The 20,776-nt window shown below is 64.9% G+C and carries 20 protein-coding genes; 5 read left to right on the top strand and 15 right to left on the bottom strand.

From position 1 onward, the window contains the following. From AC3XYG_RS36180 to AC3XYG_RS36210, 7 genes are all read right to left on the bottom strand, one after another. Positions 1-1,356 (bottom strand): outer membrane protein assembly factor BamB family protein (locus AC3XYG_RS36180; RefSeq protein WP_489144742.1); only part of this gene is annotated, 1,356 nt, incomplete at its 3' end. A 23-nt stretch (positions 1,357-1,379) separates the two neighbouring features. Beyond that, a complete protein-coding gene (locus AC3XYG_RS36185) occupies positions 1,380-2,687 on the bottom strand; it encodes a carbohydrate porin (RefSeq protein WP_489144743.1) in 1,308 nt (435 codons plus the stop codon). A 515-nt stretch (positions 2,688-3,202) separates the two neighbouring features. Next, positions 3,203-3,721 (bottom strand): PqiC family protein, encoded by a 519-nt coding sequence (locus AC3XYG_RS36190; protein WP_489144744.1) that lies wholly within the window; start codon positions 3,719-3,721, stop codon positions 3,203-3,205. Positions 3,722-3,816: 95 nt separating this feature from the next. Further along, positions 3,817-4,809 (bottom strand): MlaD family protein, encoded by a 993-nt coding sequence (locus AC3XYG_RS36195; protein ID WP_489144745.1) that lies wholly within the window; start codon positions 4,807-4,809, stop codon positions 3,817-3,819. Next, on the bottom strand, positions 4,796-5,590 hold the full coding sequence (locus tag AC3XYG_RS36200; protein ID WP_489144746.1) for an ABC transporter ATP-binding protein: 795 nt from the start codon (positions 5,588-5,590) through the stop codon (positions 4,796-4,798). The genes AC3XYG_RS36195 and AC3XYG_RS36200 overlap by 14 nt, the downstream gene beginning before the upstream one ends. A 10-nt stretch (positions 5,591-5,600) precedes the next feature. Beyond that, a complete protein-coding gene (locus AC3XYG_RS36205) occupies positions 5,601-6,743 on the bottom strand; it encodes an MlaE family ABC transporter permease (protein WP_489144747.1) in 1,143 nt (380 codons plus the stop codon). A 9-nt stretch (positions 6,744-6,752) separates the two neighbouring features. Further along, entirely contained in the window at positions 6,753-7,181 is a 429-nt protein-coding gene (locus AC3XYG_RS36210) for a hypothetical protein (protein WP_489144748.1), read from the bottom strand. A gap of 401 nt (positions 7,182-7,582) precedes the next feature. Between AC3XYG_RS36210 and AC3XYG_RS36215 the strand changes: the two genes are divergently transcribed. Continuing rightward, positions 7,583-10,657, top strand: a complete 3,075-nt coding sequence (locus AC3XYG_RS36215; RefSeq protein ID WP_489144749.1) for an ATP-binding protein — start codon at positions 7,583-7,585, stop codon at positions 10,655-10,657. 106 nt (positions 10,658-10,763) lie between these two features. Here the strand turns inward: AC3XYG_RS36215 and AC3XYG_RS36220 are convergent, their stop codons facing one another. From AC3XYG_RS36220 to AC3XYG_RS36245, 6 genes are all read right to left on the bottom strand, one after another. Continuing rightward, positions 10,764-10,967, bottom strand: coding sequence for a phosphoketolase family protein (locus tag AC3XYG_RS36220; protein WP_489144750.1), 204 nt, complete (start codon positions 10,965-10,967; stop codon positions 10,764-10,766). 271 nt (positions 10,968-11,238) lie between these two features. Further along, entirely contained in the window at positions 11,239-12,639 is a 1,401-nt protein-coding gene (locus AC3XYG_RS36225; protein WP_489144751.1) for an NAD(P)/FAD-dependent oxidoreductase, read from the bottom strand. 13 nt (positions 12,640-12,652) lie between these two features. Beyond that, the gene (locus AC3XYG_RS36230) at positions 12,653-13,048 is read right to left on the bottom strand and encodes a hypothetical protein (protein WP_489144752.1); all 396 of its coding nucleotides are present in this window, start codon (positions 13,046-13,048) and stop codon (positions 12,653-12,655) included. Between the two features lie 506 nt (positions 13,049-13,554). After that, positions 13,555-13,851, bottom strand: coding sequence for a hypothetical protein (locus tag AC3XYG_RS36235; RefSeq protein ID WP_489144753.1), 297 nt, complete (start codon positions 13,849-13,851; stop codon positions 13,555-13,557). A gap of 239 nt (positions 13,852-14,090) precedes the next feature. Continuing rightward, positions 14,091-14,549 (bottom strand): hypothetical protein, encoded by a 459-nt coding sequence (locus tag AC3XYG_RS36240; protein WP_489144754.1) that lies wholly within the window; start codon positions 14,547-14,549, stop codon positions 14,091-14,093. Between the two features lie 370 nt (positions 14,550-14,919). Next, positions 14,920-15,222: a hypothetical protein gene (locus AC3XYG_RS36245; protein WP_489144755.1), complete on the bottom strand. Its 303-nt coding sequence runs from the start codon at positions 15,220-15,222 to the stop codon at positions 14,920-14,922. 141 nt (positions 15,223-15,363) lie between these two features. Here AC3XYG_RS36245 and AC3XYG_RS36250 point away from each other — a divergent pair, with 141 nt between their 5' ends. Then, the gene (locus AC3XYG_RS36250; RefSeq protein ID WP_489144756.1) at positions 15,364-15,588 is read left to right on the top strand and encodes a hypothetical protein; all 225 of its coding nucleotides are present in this window, start codon (positions 15,364-15,366) and stop codon (positions 15,586-15,588) included. Positions 15,589-15,596: 8 nt separating this feature from the next. On the opposite strand, the gene AC3XYG_RS36255 is transcribed toward AC3XYG_RS36250, so the two are convergent. Both AC3XYG_RS36255 and AC3XYG_RS36260 read right to left on the bottom strand, forming a co-directional pair. Continuing rightward, positions 15,597-17,111: a cyclic nucleotide-binding domain-containing protein gene (locus tag AC3XYG_RS36255; RefSeq protein ID WP_489144757.1), complete on the bottom strand. Its 1,515-nt coding sequence runs from the start codon at positions 17,109-17,111 to the stop codon at positions 15,597-15,599. 504 nt (positions 17,112-17,615) lie between these two features. Beyond that, positions 17,616-18,581 (bottom strand): quinone oxidoreductase family protein, encoded by a 966-nt coding sequence (locus AC3XYG_RS36260; protein WP_489144758.1) that lies wholly within the window; start codon positions 18,579-18,581, stop codon positions 17,616-17,618. Between the two features lie 583 nt (positions 18,582-19,164). Between AC3XYG_RS36260 and AC3XYG_RS36265 the strand changes: the two genes are divergently transcribed. From AC3XYG_RS36265 to AC3XYG_RS36275, 3 genes are all read left to right on the top strand, one after another. After that, positions 19,165-19,878, top strand: coding sequence for a hydrolase (locus AC3XYG_RS36265; RefSeq protein WP_489144759.1), 714 nt, complete (start codon positions 19,165-19,167; stop codon positions 19,876-19,878). 36 nt (positions 19,879-19,914) lie between these two features. Next, on the top strand, positions 19,915-20,178 hold the full coding sequence (locus tag AC3XYG_RS36270) for a XapX domain-containing protein (RefSeq protein ID WP_489144760.1): 264 nt from the start codon (positions 19,915-19,917) through the stop codon (positions 20,176-20,178). An 84-nt stretch (positions 20,179-20,262) separates the two neighbouring features. Beyond that, positions 20,263-20,776 (top strand): amidohydrolase family protein (locus tag AC3XYG_RS36275; RefSeq protein ID WP_489144761.1); only part of this gene is annotated, 514 nt, incomplete at its 3' end.

The raw sequence follows: 20,776 nt of genomic DNA on the forward strand, positions 1-20,776 counted from the left end.
CAGCGCCACCAGCGCGCTCGAATACCGCTCCGATTCCGGGGTGCGGTTGCCGCCCCAGATGTCGGGCGACTGCACGCCCATCGGCATGTAGGCCAGGCCCAGCTTCGGGTCGTAGGACGCGGTCATCCACGAATTGGGCGAGTTGTTCGTGTAGGTGTGGGTGGCGGAGGCCAGGGCGTTCTCATCGATCGCCCCGGCATCCCAGGCCCAGACCAGCTTTCCCGTGTGGATGTCGAAGCCGCGGATGACGCCCGAGGGCTCCCGGGTCGAGTAGTTGTCGATCACGGCACCGGCGATGACGATGATCTTGTCGCTGACGATCGGCGGCGAGGTCGGCTCGTAGAAGCCGGCCGTCTGCACGCCCATCCCTTCCTGCAGGTTCAGCGTGCCGTGGTCGCCGAAGCTCTGGCACAGCGCGCCGGTCTCGGCGTTGAGCGCGATCATGCGGCCGTCATTGACCGGCAGGAAGATGGTGCGCGGGCAATCGGCCGGCGCCGGCTTCCCCGCGGTGTCGACCGCCCCGGCCGCGGTCTCGTGATAGGAGACGCCACGGCAGGTCAGGTGCTGGAAGGTCGGGTTGTTCTGCACCTTGGGGTCGTAGGACCAGCGCAACGCGCCGGTCCTGGCGTCCAGGGCGAACAGGCGCTGGTGCTGGGAGCAGAGATAGAGCGTGTCCCGCACCTTGATCGGCGTGACCTCGAAGGTGGTTTCGCCGGGATCGTTCGGCCCGGGCAGGTCGCCGGTGCGGAAGGTCCAGGCGACCTTGAGGTTTTTGGCGTTGGCCGGGGTGATCTCGGCCAGCGGCGAATAGCGCTGCCCGGACTCGCCTCGGCCATAGGCGCGCCAATCCTCGTCAGGCTGGCCGGAGGGCAGCTGCGGCGGCGGGGATGCGGCCGCGGCGATGGTGCCGTCGACCTCGTGATAGGTGGAGAACAGGCCGGCCGCCAGCACCGCCACGCTCGCGACCACCCCGGCCCAGAGCGGCAGGGTCATGATCGTGCGGGATGGGCCGCCGGGATGGCTGAGGGGCCGCGTGATCCATGGCATGAGCAACCACAGCCCGAGCACGAAGATGACGTCGCCCCGGGCCGCGAGCGGCCACCAGTCGAAGCCGATCTCGGCGACCGCCCAGGCCAGGGTGCCGATCAGCACGGCGGCATAGACCCACAGCGCCCCCGGCCGGCCGGCGATCAGCAGCCCGCCGGTGAGCAGGATACCGACACCTGAGATGACGTAGTAGAGCGAGCCGCCGAGCAGGCCGAGCCAGACGCCGCCGGCCGCCAGCGCCAGGCCGATCAGGCCATAGACCAACCCTGATATCAGGAGGGTCGGCCGCGATCTTGAAATGGGCGACATCTGTTCGGCTCCTCTTTGTTTTTTCAGAAGTCGATGGAGCTCTTCAGGCCCAGCACCAGGACGTCATCGTTGCGGCTCGTGCCGCCGGGAAGGTGGATGTACTGGATGTTGGGGCGCGCCATCAGCCAGTCGGTCGCCTGCAGGCCGTAATAGAGCTCGAAGGCGTATTCGGAATCCTGCACCGCGACGGGGCCGAGTCCCGCCTCGTTCAGCAGCCGCTGGCCCCTGGCCACGCGGTCGTTGACATGGGTGCGGCCGAAGGCGAAGCCGATCTCGTCCGCCGGGCGGGCATCGAACGGCCCGGTGTAGATCAGGCCGAGGGCGATCTGGTTGTCGATCACCGAGGTCCGCTGGTCTGCGATGGTGGCGTTGAGGAACAGGCTCAGCCCCCGGCCCGGGTTGCTGGCATCGGGGCGCGTGACCTGCTGCAGGAAGTTGATATAGGCGCCGTATCGCCCATGCCGGTCCTCGAACGGCCGGCCGGTGAGCACCTCGGGGTTGCCGTCGTCGTCCCGGAAGACGTCGTTCGCGGTCGAGGTGTCGTACCAGGCGCCGAATTTGTAGCTGCCGGGCAGCTGGGACGGGCCGAAGGTCGGGGTCCAGCCGAATTCGACCGGGACCATGGCGCCGGTGGTGCCGGGCGGGTTAGTCAGCAGCACCGCCTGGTCGACGTTCAGGAAGCCGGGGTTCATCTGGTAGGCGCCGGTCTGGATATAGCCGATCCCGGGGATGTTGACCTTCACCCGGGTGGCCCATTGGCTGACTGGCCAGTTGTACCAGTAGTTGCCGACGAGGTTGCCGGGCTGCGACCCGCAGAAGGTCAGGTTCTCGAACTTGCAGCTGAAGCTGGCGAAATCCTCGCCGACGGTCAGGCGGCCGATCTTCCAGTCCAGCAGGCCTGAGAAGTACGCCTGCTCATACCAGAACTGGGTCAGGCGCCAGGTCTGGCCGCGGCCGAACACCTCCTGCACCTGCTGCAGCGTGCCGAGCTGGGCGTCGTCGCTGAGGTTCCGGCCGTTGCGGTCGGTGATCGTCAGCTGGATCTTGGCGTCATGGACCCCCAGCAGGCGGTCGAGGTCGAAGGTGGCACCGAAGGACAGCTGGTCGTCATAGCTCAACTGGTCCTTGGTGCCGCCGGTCGGGTTGTAGGCGAGTTCGGAGGTGTAGCCGAACTGGAAGTCGACGCCGGCATTGGCGAGATCCGTCCGAAGGCCGCCCCAATCCCCGGTGAGCTTTCCTTTACCGGCATCGTCGGCCCTGGCGGTTCCGATTCCCGCCAGAGTTGCCGATAGCAACACGAGCAACACGCTCGCCGCGATCCGTAACATCATACTGTGCCTCCGAAGGCGATCTGGATGTCGGGACGGCCGCCAGCCGTCAGGTCGCTCCCTCCGACCACGTCGCCCCGGTGCTGCGGCGATCATCGACTGGAGCGCGATGGATCGGGCCGTGCGGCACCCCTGGTCGATCGGCATCGACACCCCAGAGCCGCTGCGGTTCTCTGCGAACCCCGGCGCGGCGAGGGCAGGGTCAGGCTCGCAGTCGCGAGGACGCTGTGAATGCGCTTCGTGACATTGCTCCGTTCGAATTTCGAGAACCGCTTGTACGTTCGATCCGCTGTTCGACCGTTCGCGGAAGCACCCTTCCAGGTCACATGGCCAATGTTGGCGGGAAATGCCGGTCAGCCATATCCCCCCGATGGGGGGGCGAGCGGGCCGCTGCGGGGGAACGTGCCCCCTCGCGCTCGACATCAGACCTGCAGGGCCGGCCGATACCGCCGAGGACAACCGCGTTCCTGGCTACGACACGTGGGTCTCCGACTTCTCGGGCCAGATGATTGCGGATCTCATCGGGCTGCCTTGGCGAGAGCTTCGGTCTGCAACGCCGGCGCGATCCGATCGACGAGTTGGTCGACCTGCAGGGTCATGGTTTCGACCACCTCCTGATCGCTGCCCCGGCCCACCTGTGTGCTCAGTGAAAATCTCTCTTCCCTGAGCTTTTGGCCGCCGCGGCCTTCCCAGATGCTCCAGCGCCCGGTCATCACGGAAGGCCCGCCGGGCTGAACCTCGAACGCGTCGAGATCGATCAGCACCTGCCAGCGGGGCTGCTCCGGCGGCGGCGACGACGTCACGACGAGCTGCGGCAGGCGCACCTCAAGGGATGTCGCGACGGCGCGCGTCACGCCAACCGACAGCCGTTCGCCCCAACGCGCGCTCTGGCTTGCGACGATGCGGCCGCCGGGTCCACGCGTGACGATATCGGTCGTGTCGAGATAATCCGGGACCCGGACCGGCTTGACCTCGACGATCCGGTCATCGAGCTGAGAGATTTGCTCCGGCTTGGGTCGGGCGGCGTCGCCGAGCACGTAGAGCTCCGGCGACGGCCCCGCGGAGCTGCAGGCCGACGCCAAGATCGCGATCGCCAAACTTGCCGGGGCAAACCCGGGACGACGCCAACCCTTCATCGTGACGATCTCCCTCGCAGAACGACGCTCGGATCACGCTCGATCGTCTGGGAGAAATCACGCAACGCGCCAGCGCTGGCGGACAGATCGCGCAACATGGCCTCCAGGTCGCTGCGCGCCTGGGAGCGCGGCGCAATCAGGCTGGTCGCCGACAGCACCAGACCGTTGACGGCCTGCAGCATCCTGTCGGCATCACCCAAGGCCTTGTCGGCATCGCCAAGAGCTCGGCTGAGCTCCGCGCCCCGCGCGGCGAGTTGCTGACGCCCATCACGGCCAAGCCCGCGTGCTTCATCCAGGGTTGAGGTGGCGCCCTGCTCCAGGTGCTGCACTGCGGCCCCGGCGACGTCTAGGGTTCGGCTGGCGTCATCGAGCACGTGTTGCGCGCTCGCCGCGAGCGGAGAGATGTTCGCGCTGACTTGATCGGCGGCCTTCTCAACCGCGACCAAGGTGTGCAGCGCCTGCGCCACCGTCTCAGCGATCGGCGCATGCGTCAGCTGTTGGCGCAACTCCTCGATATCCGAGGGAACTGCCGGAATCTCGAGAATCGCCGAATCCCCACCGCCCGTAAGATGCGCCGGCGTTTCCGGGCTCAGGTCGAGTTCGACCAGCATCTGCCCGGTGACGAGGCTCTCCGACACCAGCTTCGCGCGCAAGCCTGCTTCGATCAATCGGCGCAGCAGCGGCTGCCCGGCCGCCCCGGTGGCCAACGTCACTTGGCGCCGATCGAGCTCCAGATCGACCGGAATGTTCGCTTTCATGTCGTCCGGATTGAGCACCACCGCCACGTGCGAGACCGAGCCGACGCGCACGCCGCGGAACGTCACCGGTGCGCCTTCTACGAGACCGCCGACCGATCCTTCGAAGAAGACGACCGCCTTGGTCTTGACGGCGAAGATCTCGCCGCCGCCGAAGAACATGATCGCCGCGACCACGATCGCTAGGCCGCCGAGCAGGAAACCGCCGACGGCCGCCGGCCTAGAGGCCAACATGGGCACGCTCCATGGTGGCGGTCGCGGGGGACGAGCGCCGCATGAAGGCCTGGATCGTCGGATGGGTCGAGGTGTCGCGCAGGTGCCGCGGCGCGCCGTGCCCGATCGCGGTTTTCGCGTCGGCGTCGAGGAACACGCCGTCGTCGCAGATTGCGAGCAGGCTGGGAAGCTCGTGGCTCACAAGGATCACCGTGGCTCCAAGCCCGTCGCGAAGCTCAAGGATGAGCTCGTCGAGACGCTGCGACGCGATCGGATCGAGGCCCGCCGACGGCTCGTCGAAAAACAGAATGTCCGGATCGAGAGCAAGCGCGCGCGCCAATCCCGCCCGCTTGCGCATGCCACCGCTTAGCGCCGCGGGCGGCATGTCCTCCGCTCCCGCCATGCCGACCAGCGCCAGCTTCAGGCGCACCAGGAGCGTGATCGACGCGGCGTCGAGCTGCGTCAGCATCTGCAGCGGCAGCGCGACGTTCTGGCCGACGGTCAGCGAGCTCCAGAGCGCGCCGCTTTGGAACAGCACGCCGAACCGGCGGCCGATGGCGATCTTGCGCGCCGCGTCCGCTGCCCAGAGGTCCTCGCCGTCGACCAGGACCTTGCCGCGCGTGGGCGGCAACAGTCCCGCCAAGGCCCGCAGTACGGTACTCTTGCCGCAGCCGCTCCCGCCCATCACGGCGAAGATCGATCCCCGACGCACCGAGAAACTGACATCCGCCTGGACCAGCTTTGGACCGAACGCCAAGGTCAGCTTGTCGCAGCGCAGCAGCTCGGCGCCTGTATCCGCCATGGTGCGCCCCTTAGATCCCAAGCACATTGGCGCACGCGGCGAACACCGCATCGAGCGTGATCACACCGATGATTCCCGCCACGACGGCGCCGGTTGCAGCACGACCGACGTCGGCTGCACTCCGACCAGCGCTGAGCCCCATTCGACAGCCGGCGAGCGCAATGAAAGCGCCGAAGCAGATGCTCTTGGACAGTCCGATATAGAACTCTGTCGGCAGCACCGCGCTGCGCAACTGCCCAAGGAAAACGGTCGGCGACATGTCCAACATTGCGACACTGACCAGAAGTCCGCCGCCCAACCCGATCAAGCAGGCGTAGAAGTACATTACTGGCATCATGGCGACCAAGGCGGCCACGCGCGGAACGACCAAGTATTGATAGGGCGATATACCCAGTGCGCGCAGCGCGTCGATCTCCTCGTTTCCTTCCATGGTTGCGATCTGTGCGGCGTACGCGCCGCCGGTTCGCCCGGCCATCACGACGGCGGTCATGATTGGCGCCATCTCTCGAATTACGGCGACGCCAACGAGGTTCGCGACATAGATCGCCGCGCCGAACCGCTGGAGCTGAATCGCCCCGACGAACGCGAGGATGGCGCCGACCAGGCCATTGACTACCGCGATGATGCCCAATGCCCCGCTGCCACAGTCGCGCATCAGGGAGATCACATCGACGGATCGCGCGAGCAAGCGTCCACGCAAGGCGGGGGCGATGGACAGGGCCGAGATACCGAGCAACTCCGCCGAGGCAACCAGTTCCGCCCACCAGCTCAGCGCTGAGGTTCCGGCGCGCCAGGCGAGCGAGTGACGGGCGAGCGCACCGCTGGCGGCGGGCTCGCCATGATCGGCGGACGCCAGCGACAGCAGTCGCTGGGCCGGCTCGGGAAGGCCCGTCAGGTCCAGTTCGAAGCGGCGGCCGTCGACATCGGTCGTCTGAAGCGCCCGAACAAACGCCACCAGGGCGCTATCCCATCGCGCGAGGTCGGTGGTGTCGAAGCGAAGCGACGCGCAGGTGCCAGCCTCGAGGACGATCCGCCGAAGGTCCGCCACCGCGCAAAGCCCCGATCCGCTGACCAACCAGTCGCCGCTCAGCCGCAACAGCGCAGCATCGTCCTGGCGCTCGATGCGCCAGGACGCGATGGAGGCCCCGGGCACCTATTCCTCCTACTTCAGCGCCACCGCGACGCCATCGGCGGAAAGATTGACCTTGAGCCCCTGTGTCGTGGAATGGAATTCGACGCGGACGCCTTTCTGGTTCTCGAGCACGGCAACCTCGCCGCCGCCCGCGATTGTAGCGCCGGCGCCGGCCGAGACATACGTGCCCGGGAAATCCTCCAAACGCTTCAGATTGTAGACGTCACCGACCCCGTCGAAGTGGGAGATGCCGACGTCCACCACGCTCAGGCCGTTCACCGCAAACGGGTATTCCTTCCCGTTGAAGTGCAGCACGCCGTCGCCGCGCGTGTAGCCCACGCCGGCGGCGACGCTGACGCCCGAGACGGTGAGATTCCCGCTGCGATTCTCTGCGAACACCGGTGCGGCGAGGGCAACGCTCAGGCCCGCAGTCGCGAGGATCCAGTGAATGCGCTTCATGATTTTGCTCCGTTTGGGTTTCGAGTGCCGTTTGTGCGTTCGATCCGCTATTCGCCGGCCCGCGGAAGCACCCTTGAGGTGACATGGTCAAAGTTGGGACGATATGCAGCTCGGCGATATCCCCCCGATGGGGGGACGAGGTGGCCGAGGCGGGGGAGAGCTAAGGCAAGGATCCGCCGGTGCGGGCGTCCGTCCCTACTGGGCTGTGGGGCTTATGACCGGTCCGGCTTTGGCGAGCAGGGCCGTCCGGAAGGCGCGTCGGCCTGTCGTTCTCCGATACTCGTACGAAGCTTGGCATAAGCGGCCACAACCTTCGGATATGCTTGCGCTGACGCCGCATCAGGGGCTGACTCGCCGGGATTGAGGCGATGTCCGGCATCTTCGCCAAAGGAGGGCATGTCATGACCGACGTGACGGAGGGGTCGTCGATCTGGATCGATCGGGAGAACCTCTGTCTCTGGCGCAGCCACGCTGGGGGCCAGGATGAGCGCGTCAGGCTGACGCCGAAATCGTTCGATGTCCTTCGCCACTTGGCCGAGAACTCTGGCCGGCTCGTCACTCACGAGGATCTGCTGGAAGCACTGTGGCCGGACGTGCACGTCCAGCCCGAGGTGCTGAAGAGCCATATCCTGGCCATCAGAGCCGCGCTGGGCGACACCATCTCCAGCCCCCGCTTCATCGAGACGCATCGGGGCCGGGGCTATCGCTTCATCGGCAGGCTGCTGGCCGGCCCTTCTTTGGATGGAAAGCTCGGACCCGCTGTCGATCTGGGCGTGTTCGCCGGCCGCGTCGAGCCTTTGGAGAGCCTCTTAGCGCTGCTTGAGTGTGCGGCTGCAGGTGAGCCACAGTCGGTGTTCATCACCGGTGAGCCGGGGTTCGGCAAGACGACGCTGGTGAAGCAGTTCCTGGCCCGGGCCTCGGCCGACGACGATCTCGTCGTGGCACAAGGCCATTGCGTCGAGAGTTTCGCGGGGGCAGAGCCCTATTACCCGATCTTCGAGGCGCTGGGCGAGATCTGCAAAACTGCTGGCACCGGAGCCACTCGGGCTCTCGAAGCCATAGCTCCGTCCTGGGCTGCCCAGATGCCGGCGCAGTTCTCCGCGGCCCAGCGGCTGGTTCTGCAGCAGCAGGCGACTCTCGGGGCATCGAGTCGAATGGTGCGTGAGGCGTGCAGCCTGTTCGAGGCGCTAGCGACGCAGCGTCCGCTGATCCTGGTGTTGGAGGATTTGCACTGGGCCGACTTCGCGACCATTGACCTGATCTCGGCGTTGTGTCGGCGTCGCTCGTCCGCGAAGCTCCTGCTGATTGCAACATATCGGCCGGAGGACCTGACGGCGGTTCAGCGACCTTTGCGCCAGATGACGCAGGATCTTGCCCTGCACAAGTTCGCCGTCGAAGTAGAACTCACGCCTCTGTCTGTGGCGGCCATCAACGAGATTTTGTCGGGCAGCACTGAGGCGAAGTTGAATTCTTCAGAGTTTGGCCAATTCATCAAAAAGTTTACCGGCGGCAATCCGTTGTTCATGCGGGTCGTGCTGGAGTATCTGCTTCAGCATGGGCACGTTGAACGGACAGGACTTGGCTGGCGACTCCTCATCCCCCTGAGCAAACTAGCAAGTGAGACGCCTCCGACACTTCGGCGCGCGATCGAGACAGAACTCGAGGGGATGACAGATACGCAACGACGAATCCTTGAAATCGCAAGCGTGGTTGGCGATCCCTTCGACTCGGCTTTGACGGCGAGCGTAGCGGAGATGGACGAGCCAACGTTCGAGTCTCTCTGTGATGACCTCCCCTCTTGCGCAGCACGCCCAGGCGAGTTGCTGAGGCTTCCCGGCGAGAAGCTTGTCCGCACCTACGCATTTAGTCACGCGATCTACCGGCAGGTTCTTTATGATCGAATCGGGCCGACGCGTCTCGCACGCTTGCACCGCGCTGTGGGCGAACGGCTGGAAGAGATCTATCCGCCGGAACAGCGTGACGAGGTGGCGACTAGGCTTGCGCAGCATTTCGCCCTGGCCGGCGATTGGTCACGGGCGCTCGACTATCTGCGCTCCGCCCTGCGCATCGCGAATGGCCGCTTCGCCTGGCGCGACGCGTTGGCAATTCTCGACCAGGCCTCCGCATTGGCGTCCAACCTGCCCGATTCCGCCCGGATCCCAGCGGAAATCGAGCTTCTGGAACGGCGTGGCACCATCCAGGCCGGCGTGGCTCTTGATGTCAGCGCCCGGGAAACCTATGCGGAACTCGCGGCGAAGGCTGGCCGCCATGGCGATATCGATGCGCAATGCCGCGCGCTCCTCGGCCTAGCTTACACTGTCAGCTGGTACGATCTGGTCTACAACCTTCAAGTGCTCGATGAGGTGCTGGCGCTTTGCGAGCAACAAACCGATCCGATCCAGCGGGACGTCACACGAATGGCTGCCCATACGAGGCGGCTGTGGACATCTGGCTGGAACAAGGCGGAGGCCCGCGAATGCGAGGCAGCGCTGACTCGGCTGAAGATCAGCGCCGACAACGTCACAATCGCGCGGGCACAGATCAACTTTAGCATGCTGTGCTTGGTCTCAACGCGCTATCGAGAGGTGAAGGAGCTGGTGGACAGCAGCTACGGTCTGCTCCGCGAGAGCCCTCGAGACGTCATCGAAACAGAGCTGGCCAACTCTGCCTGGATGCTTCTAATCGGCGTACCCTGGTCGATATTTTCGCTTGGGGACTTCGGCACCGCACTCGCGAGCATGGCTACCAATATCACAGCCTTTGAAAAAGGCGGTGATTTCTCCGCAGCTAGCTTCCTTCAGGTCTTTCGAGGTGCCTTACTTTTCCACGGCATGGATTTCGAAGGTACCCTTCGGCACTGCGGGTCTGTCGCCGCTCAACAATTCGAACACGACGCCGGGCATGATGCCCAAACCACGCCTCTCAAGCGCAGGATCGCGCTGGTATATTGCGGCTTGGCCGAGACGGGACTCGGCAACATTGGCACCGCGCTCAAGTATCTGCATGCAGCAGAGGGCGAGATGGAGCGGCAGCCAGTGCATCTGGACTGGTATTGGCGCCTCGGGCTGGAATGGGGAATGATCGGTGCTCTTATCGCGAACGGCGAACACGCCGCGGCTCGCGCGCGCGCGAAGCGCCTCTGCGACCGGGCAGCACAAGCCGACGAGCGGACGTGGTTGGCCCTGGCATGGGAAGCGCGCGCGCGGGCTGCCTTGGCCTGCAGCGAGACATGGGAGGCAATGGCCGATGTCGCCGAAGCCCTGGCCGCCTGTGAGGGTGTGACGGTCCCACTGGCGGAGTGGCGTGTGCATGCGACGGCCGCGATGGCGTACAAAGCTGCCGGCGAAGTCCTCCAGGCAAAAACACATGGCCGCCTCGGCGCAGCCATCCGAAAACGCCTCGCTGGCACGCTGCCGGAGGGTGACCCGCTCCGTTCGACGTTTGAGCGTCGCAGCAGAGCCCTCGCGACGGTCTGAAACGGCCCGGTCGTGCCCGCCGCTCCCCCAGATCTCGGAATAGGTGTCTTCGAGACAGGTGTTGGCGACCACGCCCGCCCGCCATGGCCGTGGCCGCAGATGAAGATCATTTCCAAATCGTCGTGGCAATTACCCAGTTGAGATGAGCGTAGATGAAGTTCAGCCCCGGCGTCTTACCCCAATGTCCAAGCAGCCTGGGCTTGACGTGCTGGATCGCCAGCGGCTGTTCGAGCAGCGGGTTGTCCAACAAGTAGATCTGCCCAGCCGACAGATAATTCGCCGCGCACCAATAGGGGTCGACGAGGTGCATCTCCTGAACCGTAGCTTTGGGTAGTTGGGGGATTGTTCGAGACTATTCCTGCTGGATGACAACAGGCGAGACCGCAGATCGTCGATGTTCGACTCAGAAATCAGGCGCTGCCCGTCCAGGGGAACTTCGCGACCAATGCGACATCAGGACGGGGACAGTCATGGATTGGAGCGCGGCTGCGAGACGCCGCAGAAGATCACCTCGCGCAGGCGCGCATGACGCTGTCCTGGTGAAGATCCGCGAGTTTGTGAACGGTCGGTCTCGACTGGCTTCAGTGAAGCTTGACCCGTGGACCCGCGCGACGCGTCAGGCTCCGGGCCAGCAGCCCGAACAGCGCGCGCGAGGTGCCCTTGAGCGCCCGGTCGTGCATCACGCGCAACGAGAGATACATGGCCCGGGCGAACACGCCCTCGATGAACAGGCCGCGGCCGGACATGAGCCCCGTAAGGCTGCCGACGGTGTTCCATCTGCCGAGCGAGATCAGCGAGCCGAAGTCGCGGTACGAATAGTTCTGCAAAGGCTGTCCGCCCAGTCGGCGCTCGATCTGGCCGATCAGATGCGTCGCTTGCTGGTGCGCCGCCTGTGCCCGCGGCGGCACCGTGGCCGACGTTCCCGGGCGCGGACAGGCGGCGCAATCGCCGATCGCGAAGATTGCGGGATCACGCGTTGTCTCCAGCGTCGGTCCGACGACAAGCTGATTGATGCGATTGACCTCCAGCCCGTCGAGTTGCCCCAGTACCTCTGGGGCTTTCACGCCCGCCGCCCAGACCACAAGCTCCGCTTCGATGAAGGAGCCGTCGCCGAGCCTGAGGCCCTCCGCCGTCACCTCCGTAACCTTGGCGCCGGTGTGGATCTCGATGCCGATCCGATCGAGCAATTGAGCTGTAACTCTGGAAATGCGATCCGGCAGGCTTGGCAGGACGCGATCGGCAGCCTCGATCAGGATGACACGAATGTCGCGCTGCGAGTCGATGTGGTCGAGCCCGTAAGCCACCACCTCCTGGGTCGTTCGATGGAGATCGGCGGCCAACTCGGTCCCGGTCGCGCCCGCGCCGACGATCGCCATGTGAAGCTGTCCGGGGCGCACCGGGCCGTCCTGCGTTTGCGCACTTAAGCAGGCATTGACGAAGCGCCGGTTGAACCGTTCCGCCTGCGCCGGCGTCTCAAGGGGCACAGCATACTCGGCAACGCCCTTTGTTCCGAAGTCATTAGTCACGCTGCCCACAGCGATCACGAGCGTGTCATAGGCGACCGAACGAGGCGGCGTGATTTGGTGCCCATCCTCATCGTAGGTCGCGGCCAGATGCACCCGTTTCTCAGCGCGGTCGAGCCCGATCATCGCGCCGAAGAGGTATCGGAACCCGTGCCAATGGGCCTGGGCGAAATAGTCCAGTTCATACTCACCGGGATCGATGCTGCCGGCCGCCACGGCATGAAGCAGCGGCTTCCACAAATGGGTCCGGGCACAGTCGACCAGACTGATCGCCGCGCGCGAGCGGCGGCCGAGGCGGTCGCCGAGGCGGGTGGCCAGTTCCAGCCCTGCCGCACCGCCGCCGACCACAACAATGTGGTGCAATCTGTCTCCGGCAGGACCATCAGCAGCAACCGGTGCCGCAAGCCCAGCAGGTTGATCCGCTCGCGTGACGTCGTGATCGGCTGGACGGTGCATCATCTCCTCCCCTCCATCACACAACGTAGGTCGAGCCATAGGCGTGGGCACGGAGAAGGGCGCCCACATTGCCCGGCCGTGGAACCGCAGCCCACGCCTCGCCAACCGTCGGCGTGTAGACAGGCGGCATGTACCGGGCCTGGTTGGACATCAGCAGCGCGTGGAACAGGTTCTCGTTGCGAGCCTGAGGATCGGACAGCACGAGGTGTTTCTGCAGATCATTGCCGAGAGCCGCGATCTCTGCGTACCGGCGCGCTGCCTGCAGGCGGACTGCAAAGGCGGCAGGCGGTAGCAGGCCCTCCAAGCGGGATTCTTGACGCTTGGCGTCGGTGAACGCCGTCCCCTTGTTGATGAGCGGGTTATGCGGGTGTGCGTACCCGGCCTGCTCCTGTGATTGCGTCAAATGGTTCATGACTGGTCTCCTGGTCGCGGGTGATGTGCCGGGGATCCAGTGCGAACGTCAGCCGTTTTCTTCGGTGACGTAAGGCCGCACCATCTTTGTCGGATCGACGACGTGCACGAACGTCGCCTCGTCGACATAGCCGCGGCGCCGACTCCTTCGCGAGAACGGGGAGTGTCTGATTTGGAGGATCGTTTCGCCGCAGCACGAAGCCTCATGTACACGGCCGCCTGTGGGATCGACATCGGCGCCGAGGAGTTAGAGGGCGCGCCCGCCGACTCCACCGGGTTTCTTGAGACCACACCGGCGTTGCTTTCAGACCGATGGTGGCAGATCCGGGAGATCGCGCTGCCCTTGCCTGCGCCGTCGCTTCCCTCGAATGGACCGGCGATGCGACAGCCAGACTGCTTGAACTGAAGTTGAAGGCGGCCACTACTTCCAATGGAGCCGTTCAACTTCGATCTCCGAGGTCTGCGCATTTTTGATCAGCAATCGCGGTGCCCTTTCGTTGGCGGCAATCAGGTCCGTGGCTGCGGTTGTGTGGCGACTTGGAGCTTGGTCGCCAAGGCCTCGATTGCATCAAGGCTCTTCAACTCGTATTCCGCCATCGCCACTTCAGCCTCGGCAAGCCGGGCCAGGGACTCGGCGACGGCGGGGGAATGAGCATCTGCCGCCAGGGCGCGTGCCATTGCGATGAGGGCGCCGTGCATCGATCGCTGCTGGGAACCGCGATTGGCGGAGATCTCCATGAAGGCGATCAGAGCCTGGTCGAACGGCCGCTCGGGTTGAATTGTGTTGAACTTGAACCATCTCATGACCAATGCCTCTATATTTCTGGCAGCCGTTCATCGGTGCAGGTGACAACGTCGGGGAGGTAGGCGTGGACGTCCATGTGGCGTCCATCCCCGCCCTCGATAGGGGGTACAGGCCCGCGGCCGTTGGCTTGGCGTGTCGTCGTCTGGCCCACCTATTCCAACAAAGGTGTCCACCTAAACTAGGCAGACACCTGAGCTAGATTCTTCGGTACCGCGCAAAAGGGAGGCGTGGGACCACTTTACGGCGTTGGTGTCGGAGCTCCGCTAAACGCCACTCCAATGCCGCCCGGTGCCAACTCCAAATTCACGCCTTGCGTCGTCGACCGGACGTTCACGACGACGCCATTCTGATTTTTCATCGTGCTTGCTGCTCCGCCGCCAGCGATGGTCATGCCTGCAGTGAGCGCGGTGAAGTTGCCAGGGAAGTCCGCGACCTTGTTCAAATGTTGGACCGTGCCGGATGCCTCTACCGACACCGCTCCCACATTGACGACATCGAGTCCATTCGCCGTGAAGGGATAGTCATTCCCCTTGTAATGGAGAACACCATGGCCCCAGCTGTAACCAATACCGGCCGCAATACTGCCTCCGGAATAATCGAAGGTAGCGTCGGGTTTTTTTGCTGACTGCGCCCAGCTTGCCCCTGTGGCAAAGGCGAGCAGGGCGGACGCGCACACGAGGACGGTCACGCGGTTCATTTGTGTGTCTCCAATGTTCGGTTTGCGAGTTTGGTCTCCGCACCGAGCCACCGAGCAGGCGACCCATGCGCTCCAACCTTCGCCGACCGCGTTACGAGTTTCGCGGCCGGCGACGAGGATGACGTTTGCGACGGATTCGAGGGATCAACAACACTCCACGGTTCTGCGCCTCCGGGCGCTTGCCGCGCGGTAGTCATACTTGCTGCGAATCCGGCAAATTCTCCGTCGACGATCGTGATCCGCTTTAGCCGCGAGACGGGCGCACGCCCGCCGTCGGTGCAGCAGGGCATGTCGTTGCTCCTAAGACGAAAAGGTGAGGGCGAGCCGGGAAGGGGAGGGGGGATCTCCGGCTCGCCAAGCTCGCCCTCGATCATACGAAGGCACCGGGCCCGGCGACGGTTTTGCCGACGACCAGAGTCTGCATCCGATACGTCCCTTCGTACGAGTGGAGTGCTTCGCCGTCGGCGAAGAAGCGCTCGATGTCGGAATTAGCCACGATGCCGTTAATTTTGCTCTCGGCGTAGGCCGGCACCATCCTGATGACTGAGATCTCGTCAGCGGTCATTAAGTCGACGATCTGATAAATGTTGCTGGTCGGCTGAAGATCCATGGACACTTTAACTGCCGATCTTGTCGTCAATGCTTTTACCGATCTTGGTGTTGCTACCGCCATGTCGCCACTCTTGCAATTAGGGAATCGGTCAGAAGCTCCAACAGAAGAGTGAACACTATGTGGCTTCTCGGACGATCCCCCGGATGGGGGGCAGGCGATCCGCGGAAGGGGGATGTCTCAGCGACTGACAAACTCGCAACAGTGCAAGATCTGCATGACGTCGAGACGCCGATCGGCTCCGGGGAGAGCCAGATCTCGCGCGATATTGATGGAGACCACCACCTGGCGCTGGTTCATAGCCAATGGCCTGACCTGCCTTCGGTCTTATTCGAAGCCATGGGCGATGCGGCTGGCGAGCTCGGCAGCGTGCAGGTGGCGAAGGTTGCCCGCCCGCCCGCCGTTGTCGTGCCTCCCTGTCGCGACTGATCTTGCGCTCAGAGCTTGAAGAGGTGGCGTATCCTCGTCACTAAGCTGGGCGCCAACGCTATAGCGGCGTGTCCAACGCCCTGCTCGAGGCGATACCGCTCCGTGGCGGTTCGTCGTGCAAGGAGCGACCCGAGCTCCTCGGCAATCGCCGGGCGGTCACGCATCAGGGGGGCGAGGCCCTCCTGCGTGATCTCGTAGACGACAACCAGCGTCATGGCCCGGATGGTGCCGGGCTCGCCGTCGCCCATCAGCAGGCCGCCTTCACCGAAGAAGTCGCCGGGCGCCAGGCGCCGTAGCTCCGTCTCGCTGTCATGCTCCCGGCGGGTGACTGTGGCGACGCCGCTACGGACGATCATCAGCGATGTCAGCACCGTCCCTTGTTCGACCACCGTCTCGTTGCTGCGGAAGGTGCGACGAGTCATGGTCGAGGCGAGAGCTTCTTTCTCGTCCTCAGTCAGGGTGTCGAACAACGCAATAGCGTCGAGAAGGCGCAGCGGCGTGCTGCGGTCTCGAGTGCGCGCCTCCTCCGCCTTCGTCGGGGTGGGCCCAGCACCGCCGGCTTCCGGTGACGGGGAGAGGACCAGGCCGGCAGCTTTAGCGTGACGGTAGATCAGGTCGAAGATCTCGCTCTTCGCCCTCCCGGTCGCCGTCATGTCCGCCACCCGGAAGGATAGCTCAAGCGTAACCGCATTCCCGTCCAGGGACGTCACCAGCACGGACGGCTCGGGCTTGAACAGGATCGAGTTGCTGCTGAGCAGCACCGAGTGCATCACCTCCAGCATCGCGGCTGGCACCGTGGTCGGCTGGAACCGGACCGTCAGCGTCACGCCCTGGCTCCTCTCCGGGCTGCTGAGGTTGGTCAGCCGCGCCTTCGAGAGGTCGCTGTTGGGGAGGATGATGAGGTCGTTGGCACCGCTGAGAAGGTGCGTCGCCCGCCAGTTGGTCTCCGCCACCCGGCCTTCGATTCCGTTGCCGAGTACAAGCCAGTCGCCGATGCCATAGGGCCGGCTGAGGTTGAGCGCGATCCCTGAGAAGACGTCGCTCAGGGTGCTCTGCATTGCCAGGCCGAGGATGATGGCGAAGACGCCCGAGGTGGCGATGAGCGTCCCGACCGGAGCGTTGAAGACATAGGCGATGACCGAGAGGATCGCGCTGACATAGATGATGCCAACGATCAGATCCTGCAGCAGCCGCCCCTCCCTCGGCTGCCGTTCGAAGATCAGGAAGACACGGACGATGCTTATCAGCGACCAGGCCGCGTTGATCCACCAGACCACCTTGGCGAGGCCGACGAAGACGCGCTGCAGGTAAGATGTGGTCGGCGGCCCAGGCTGGTAGGGCACAATGCCGTGGTACAGCAGCAGGGCCGTCAGCGCCGCGAAGAAGATGAGCTGGCCGACCAGTCGACCGGTCGGGTGGCGCCGCAGCAGCCGGCGGGTGACCACGGCGCCGATTAGGGCCAGCACGCCGGTCTGGACGATCGGGTCGCCGATCACGGTGAGGATGTCGCTAAGGCTCAGCATCGGACCGGCCTGGGGGACAGAGCGACCGGCACACATAGAGGCCTTTCATGATACACGGTTACGCCCAATCCCCCGAGACCTCGATCAGGTCCGCCTCGATCTGGCTGACGCGCACGAGGCCGTCTAACCCCGACGTCCTCTGCAAGATGAAGCGGACGGCCCGTGGGATCGGCAAGCACGCCATCTACGCCAGCTGGAGTGTTCGGAATGTCAGAAGCGAGCGACACACTGATCACCGCGGCCAAGGCAAGGAAGCCGACTCCGCAGATGAAGGCAGTCATCCATTTCGTTCCGTACGGCGTCGGGTGAGAGGGCCGCAGGTTGCTCCCAGCCGGATCGACGAACCGGTCGGCCCGCCCGGTCCGCCCGTTGCGGAATGCTTTGCGCATCATGCAAAACCCATTCGCCGCGCCTAACCTTGATTAGCCGATGGCCAGCCAGTCGGTTGCCTCGGCCGTTTTTAGCCAGCGCAACTGCGGGTTGGCCGACCACCGGTGTCCGTCCTTATGGCGTGATGACGACGCGCCCGCCCGTGCTGCCGGCCACAGCTTCGTATGCGGCCCGCGCGTCTTCCAGCGGATAGGTCGCGGCCACAACCGGCGCCACATAGGCGCCGCTCTCGAAGCCCGGGACCAAGTCGGCCAGGAGTACTGTCGACGCGGCGATGTCGAGCTTGCGGCTGTCGGCACCGAAGATACGGCTCTCGTTGTGATAGAAATCAACCGCGTCGAATTCGACGCGGCGCTTGCCGGTTCCGCTGATCTCGACCAGCCGGCCGCGATGGCCGAGCGCCAGGAGCGCCGACTCGAACATGACACCGCCGACCGCGTCGAACACGACCGCGGCTCCGCCGCCGCCGGTCAAACGCCGAATCTTTTGCGGTGCGTCCGCATCAGCCGAGACATAGTCGTCGATCAGCCGGCCGGCGGGCGAGTCCGGCGCCGGCGGTGTGCGGTCGACCCCAATGACCCGGCAGCCACGCGCCTTGGCGATCTGCACGACTGCGCCGCCGACCCCGCCGCCGGCGCCGACAACGGCGATCGTCTCGCCCGGCTCGAGCCCGGCGTACGTCACGGTGCCGAGCCATGCGATGACGAAATTAACGCCGATGGCTGAAGCCGTCGCGTGGTCGAGGTTGCGGGGTTTGCGCACCAGCGAGGCGACCGGGAACGCGATCCGTTCGGCGTGGGTGCCATCCGTGAGAAAGCCGATATTGCCGCCGGTGCCCCAGACCTCGGCACCGAGCCATTCCGTGGGACCGTGTTCGACCACGCCGGAGAAGTCGCGACCCGGCACGCGCGGTAGCACCGTGTGCTCCATTTGGCCTGCGACGTTCTTGACGTCGCTCGGATTGACCGAGGCCGCCGCGATGCGGACGACCGCCGTCCCTTCGTCGGGCTTGGGGTCCGGCAGCGTGACCAAGTGCAGCTTCGACAAGTCCCCGAACTCGGTGAACTGGATCGCGCGCATGTCGCATCTCCCGTCGGAGGATGAAGCCCATTCAAACGTTGGTTCAATCAATGCCCCTGGCCGCTAAAGGCGGTGTCGGACAGTCGCGAGAACTTGCTCGAATGCCGTTGCTCCGCGTATCCCCCGAATTGGGGCCTCTGGCCCCGTTTTTGGGGGCTGGAACGCCGGCCGCAGTGCCGCGCCACTGGACTGTGGCATCACCGGTTCGAAGACGACGTCCAGCCTCCCTTGATCTCGGACATCATGATCGGGGGCAGGACTGTCTGGAACCCAGGGCGATGGCTCCCTCCGCAGGCGGCGGATCATCGGCTTAGCAGATGTCTGGCAGGTGCCCTCATTGACCACATTAACGCTCGTTCCGGCGCGTTGATCGTTGCAGTAGGGCCTTCGATCACATGGTGCTCAGGGCAATTCGACCTTCTCATCCTCCGGCGGTGGCGACCGGCTCGGTTAGTCAGAGCCGGTAGTGCGAGGGCTGACGATCCCCCCGCGTCAGTCTTTGCGGCCCCCCATCAGGGGGATATGGCCGACCGGCATTTCCCCCCAACTTTTGGCCACATGACGTCGAGGAAGGGCTGGTCGAATGACCCTCGCCCGCGGCCGTTTCCCCACAGCCTCCCAATGTCCGATTTTCGGCAGAGGAAGACCCATGTCCAAGTACGAAATGCTCACCCCGCAAAACAGCGCCATTGCCCTTATCGATTATCAGCCCGCCATGTATCAGGGGGTGCAGTCGCATGACCGGCTGGTCCCATTCAACAACGTGCAGATCCTGGCCAAGACGGCGAAGCTGTTCAAGATCCCGGCCGTGATCTCGAGCGTCGCCGCAGACAGCTTCTCCGGCCCGTTCATGCCGGAGGTGACAGACCTGTTCCCCGATCACGACATCATCGATCGCACTTCGATGAACTCATGGATCGACGCCAAGTTCCGTCAGGCGGTCCACGCCACCGGGCGGAAGAAGATCGTCATCGCTGGGCTGTGGACGGAGGCCTGCGTGCTGTTTCCGACCCTCGACATGCTGAGGGAGGGATTCGAGATCTACGTGCCGGCCGATGCCTGCGGCGACATCTCGCCGGAAGCCCACACTCGGTCGATGGAGCGGATGATCCAGGCCGGCGCCGTGCCGATCACCTCGCTGCAATACCTGTTCGAACTGCAGCAGGACTGGGCCCGGGCGGAAACCTATGATGGGGTGATGGAAGTCCTTAAAGCCCATTCGCCCTACGGCATCCAGGTCCGCTTCTCGAAGTGGGCACTCGGCGAGCACGCCAGCGAGGGCGGTCCGGCCGCGTAACCTCCTGTCCAGCCTCCGCGTCGCAGAGGAACGGCCATGAAGCTCTATCTGGTGTCGCTCGCCGTTGGAATTCTCGTTGGCGTCATCTACGCGGTGCTCGGCGTGCGTTCGCCGGCGCCCCCGGTGGTGGCCCTGATCGGGCTTCTGGGCATGCTCGTCGGCGAGCAGATCCCGCCGATCGTCAAGAGCCTGTGGAGCCGGGAGCCGACCGCCGTGTCCTGGTTACACCAGGTCAAGCCGCACATGTTCGGGCACCTGCCGAAGGGCGGCCGTCCGCCCTCCGACCCTGCCGAGGGATAGTTCCGGCTCACCCCGACCTCCACCCGTCATTGCCGCGGCCGCCCCGCCGGGGCGGCCGATTGCCTTCGCAAAGGAGAGATCCTGATGACCGAGACCCGTCTGCCCGATGTGATCCTGCATCGCGGCCTGTTCACCACGCTCGACCGCACCCGGCCGACCGTCAGCGCGGTCGCGATCACCGACGGGGCGTTCAGCGCCGTCGGTGCCGACCACGAGGTGATGCCGCTGGCCGGGCCGCAGACGCGGATCATCGACCTCAAGGGCCGGCGGGTGCTGCCCGGCCTGATCGACAACCACCTGCACATCATCCGCGGCGGCCTGAACTTCAACATGGAGCTGCGCTGGGACGGCGTGCGCTCGCTGGCCGACGCCATGGCGATGCTGAAGCGGCAGGTCGCGATCACCCCGCCGCCGCAATGGGTGCGCGTGGTCGGCGGCTTCACCGAGCATCAGTTCGCCGAGAAGCGGCTGCCGACCATCACAGAGCTCAACGACGCCGCCCCCGAAACGCCGGTCTTCCTGCTGCACCTTTACGATCGCGCGATCCTCAATGCCGCCGCGTTGCGCGCGGTCGGCTACACCCGGGACACGCTGAACC

The sequence above is a fragment of the Inquilinus sp. genome, assembly GCF_057815775.1.

Bases quoted from the DNA above. Each gene is read 5' to 3' on its own strand.
- AC3XYG_RS36185 (WP_489144743.1), bottom strand. From the start codon at position 2,687: ATGATGTTACGGATCGCGGCGAGCGTGTTGCTCGTGTTGCTATCGGCA.
- AC3XYG_RS36195 (WP_489144745.1), bottom strand. From the start codon at position 4,809: ATGTTGGCCTCTAGGCCGGCGGCCGTCGGCGGTTTCCTGCTCGGCGGC.
- AC3XYG_RS36200 (WP_489144746.1), bottom strand. From the start codon at position 5,590: ATGGCGGATACAGGCGCCGAGCTGCTGCGCTGCGACAAGCTGACCTTG.
- AC3XYG_RS36210 (WP_489144748.1), bottom strand. From the start codon at position 7,181: ATGAAGCGCATTCACTGGATCCTCGCGACTGCGGGCCTGAGCGTTGCC.
- AC3XYG_RS36215 (WP_489144749.1), top strand. From the start codon at position 7,583: ATGACCGACGTGACGGAGGGGTCGTCGATCTGGATCGATCGGGAGAAC.
- AC3XYG_RS36220 (WP_489144750.1), bottom strand. From the start codon at position 10,967: ATGCACCTCGTCGACCCCTATTGGTGCGCGGCGAATTATCTGTCGGCT.
- AC3XYG_RS36225 (WP_489144751.1), bottom strand. From the start codon at position 12,639: ATGATGCACCGTCCAGCCGATCACGACGTCACGCGAGCGGATCAACCT.
- AC3XYG_RS36230 (WP_489144752.1), bottom strand. From the start codon at position 13,048: ATGAACCATTTGACGCAATCACAGGAGCAGGCCGGGTACGCACACCCG.
- AC3XYG_RS36235 (WP_489144753.1), bottom strand. From the start codon at position 13,851: ATGAGATGGTTCAAGTTCAACACAATTCAACCCGAGCGGCCGTTCGAC.
- AC3XYG_RS36240 (WP_489144754.1), bottom strand. From the start codon at position 14,549: ATGAACCGCGTGACCGTCCTCGTGTGCGCGTCCGCCCTGCTCGCCTTT.
- AC3XYG_RS36245 (WP_489144755.1), bottom strand. From the start codon at position 15,222: ATGGCGGTAGCAACACCAAGATCGGTAAAAGCATTGACGACAAGATCG.
- AC3XYG_RS36255 (WP_489144757.1), bottom strand. From the start codon at position 17,111: ATGCTGAGCCTTAGCGACATCCTCACCGTGATCGGCGACCCGATCGTC.
- AC3XYG_RS36260 (WP_489144758.1), bottom strand. From the start codon at position 18,581: ATGCGCGCGATCCAGTTCACCGAGTTCGGGGACTTGTCGAAGCTGCAC.
- AC3XYG_RS36265 (WP_489144759.1), top strand. From the start codon at position 19,165: ATGACCCTCGCCCGCGGCCGTTTCCCCACAGCCTCCCAATGTCCGATT.
- AC3XYG_RS36270 (WP_489144760.1), top strand. From the start codon at position 19,915: ATGAAGCTCTATCTGGTGTCGCTCGCCGTTGGAATTCTCGTTGGCGTC.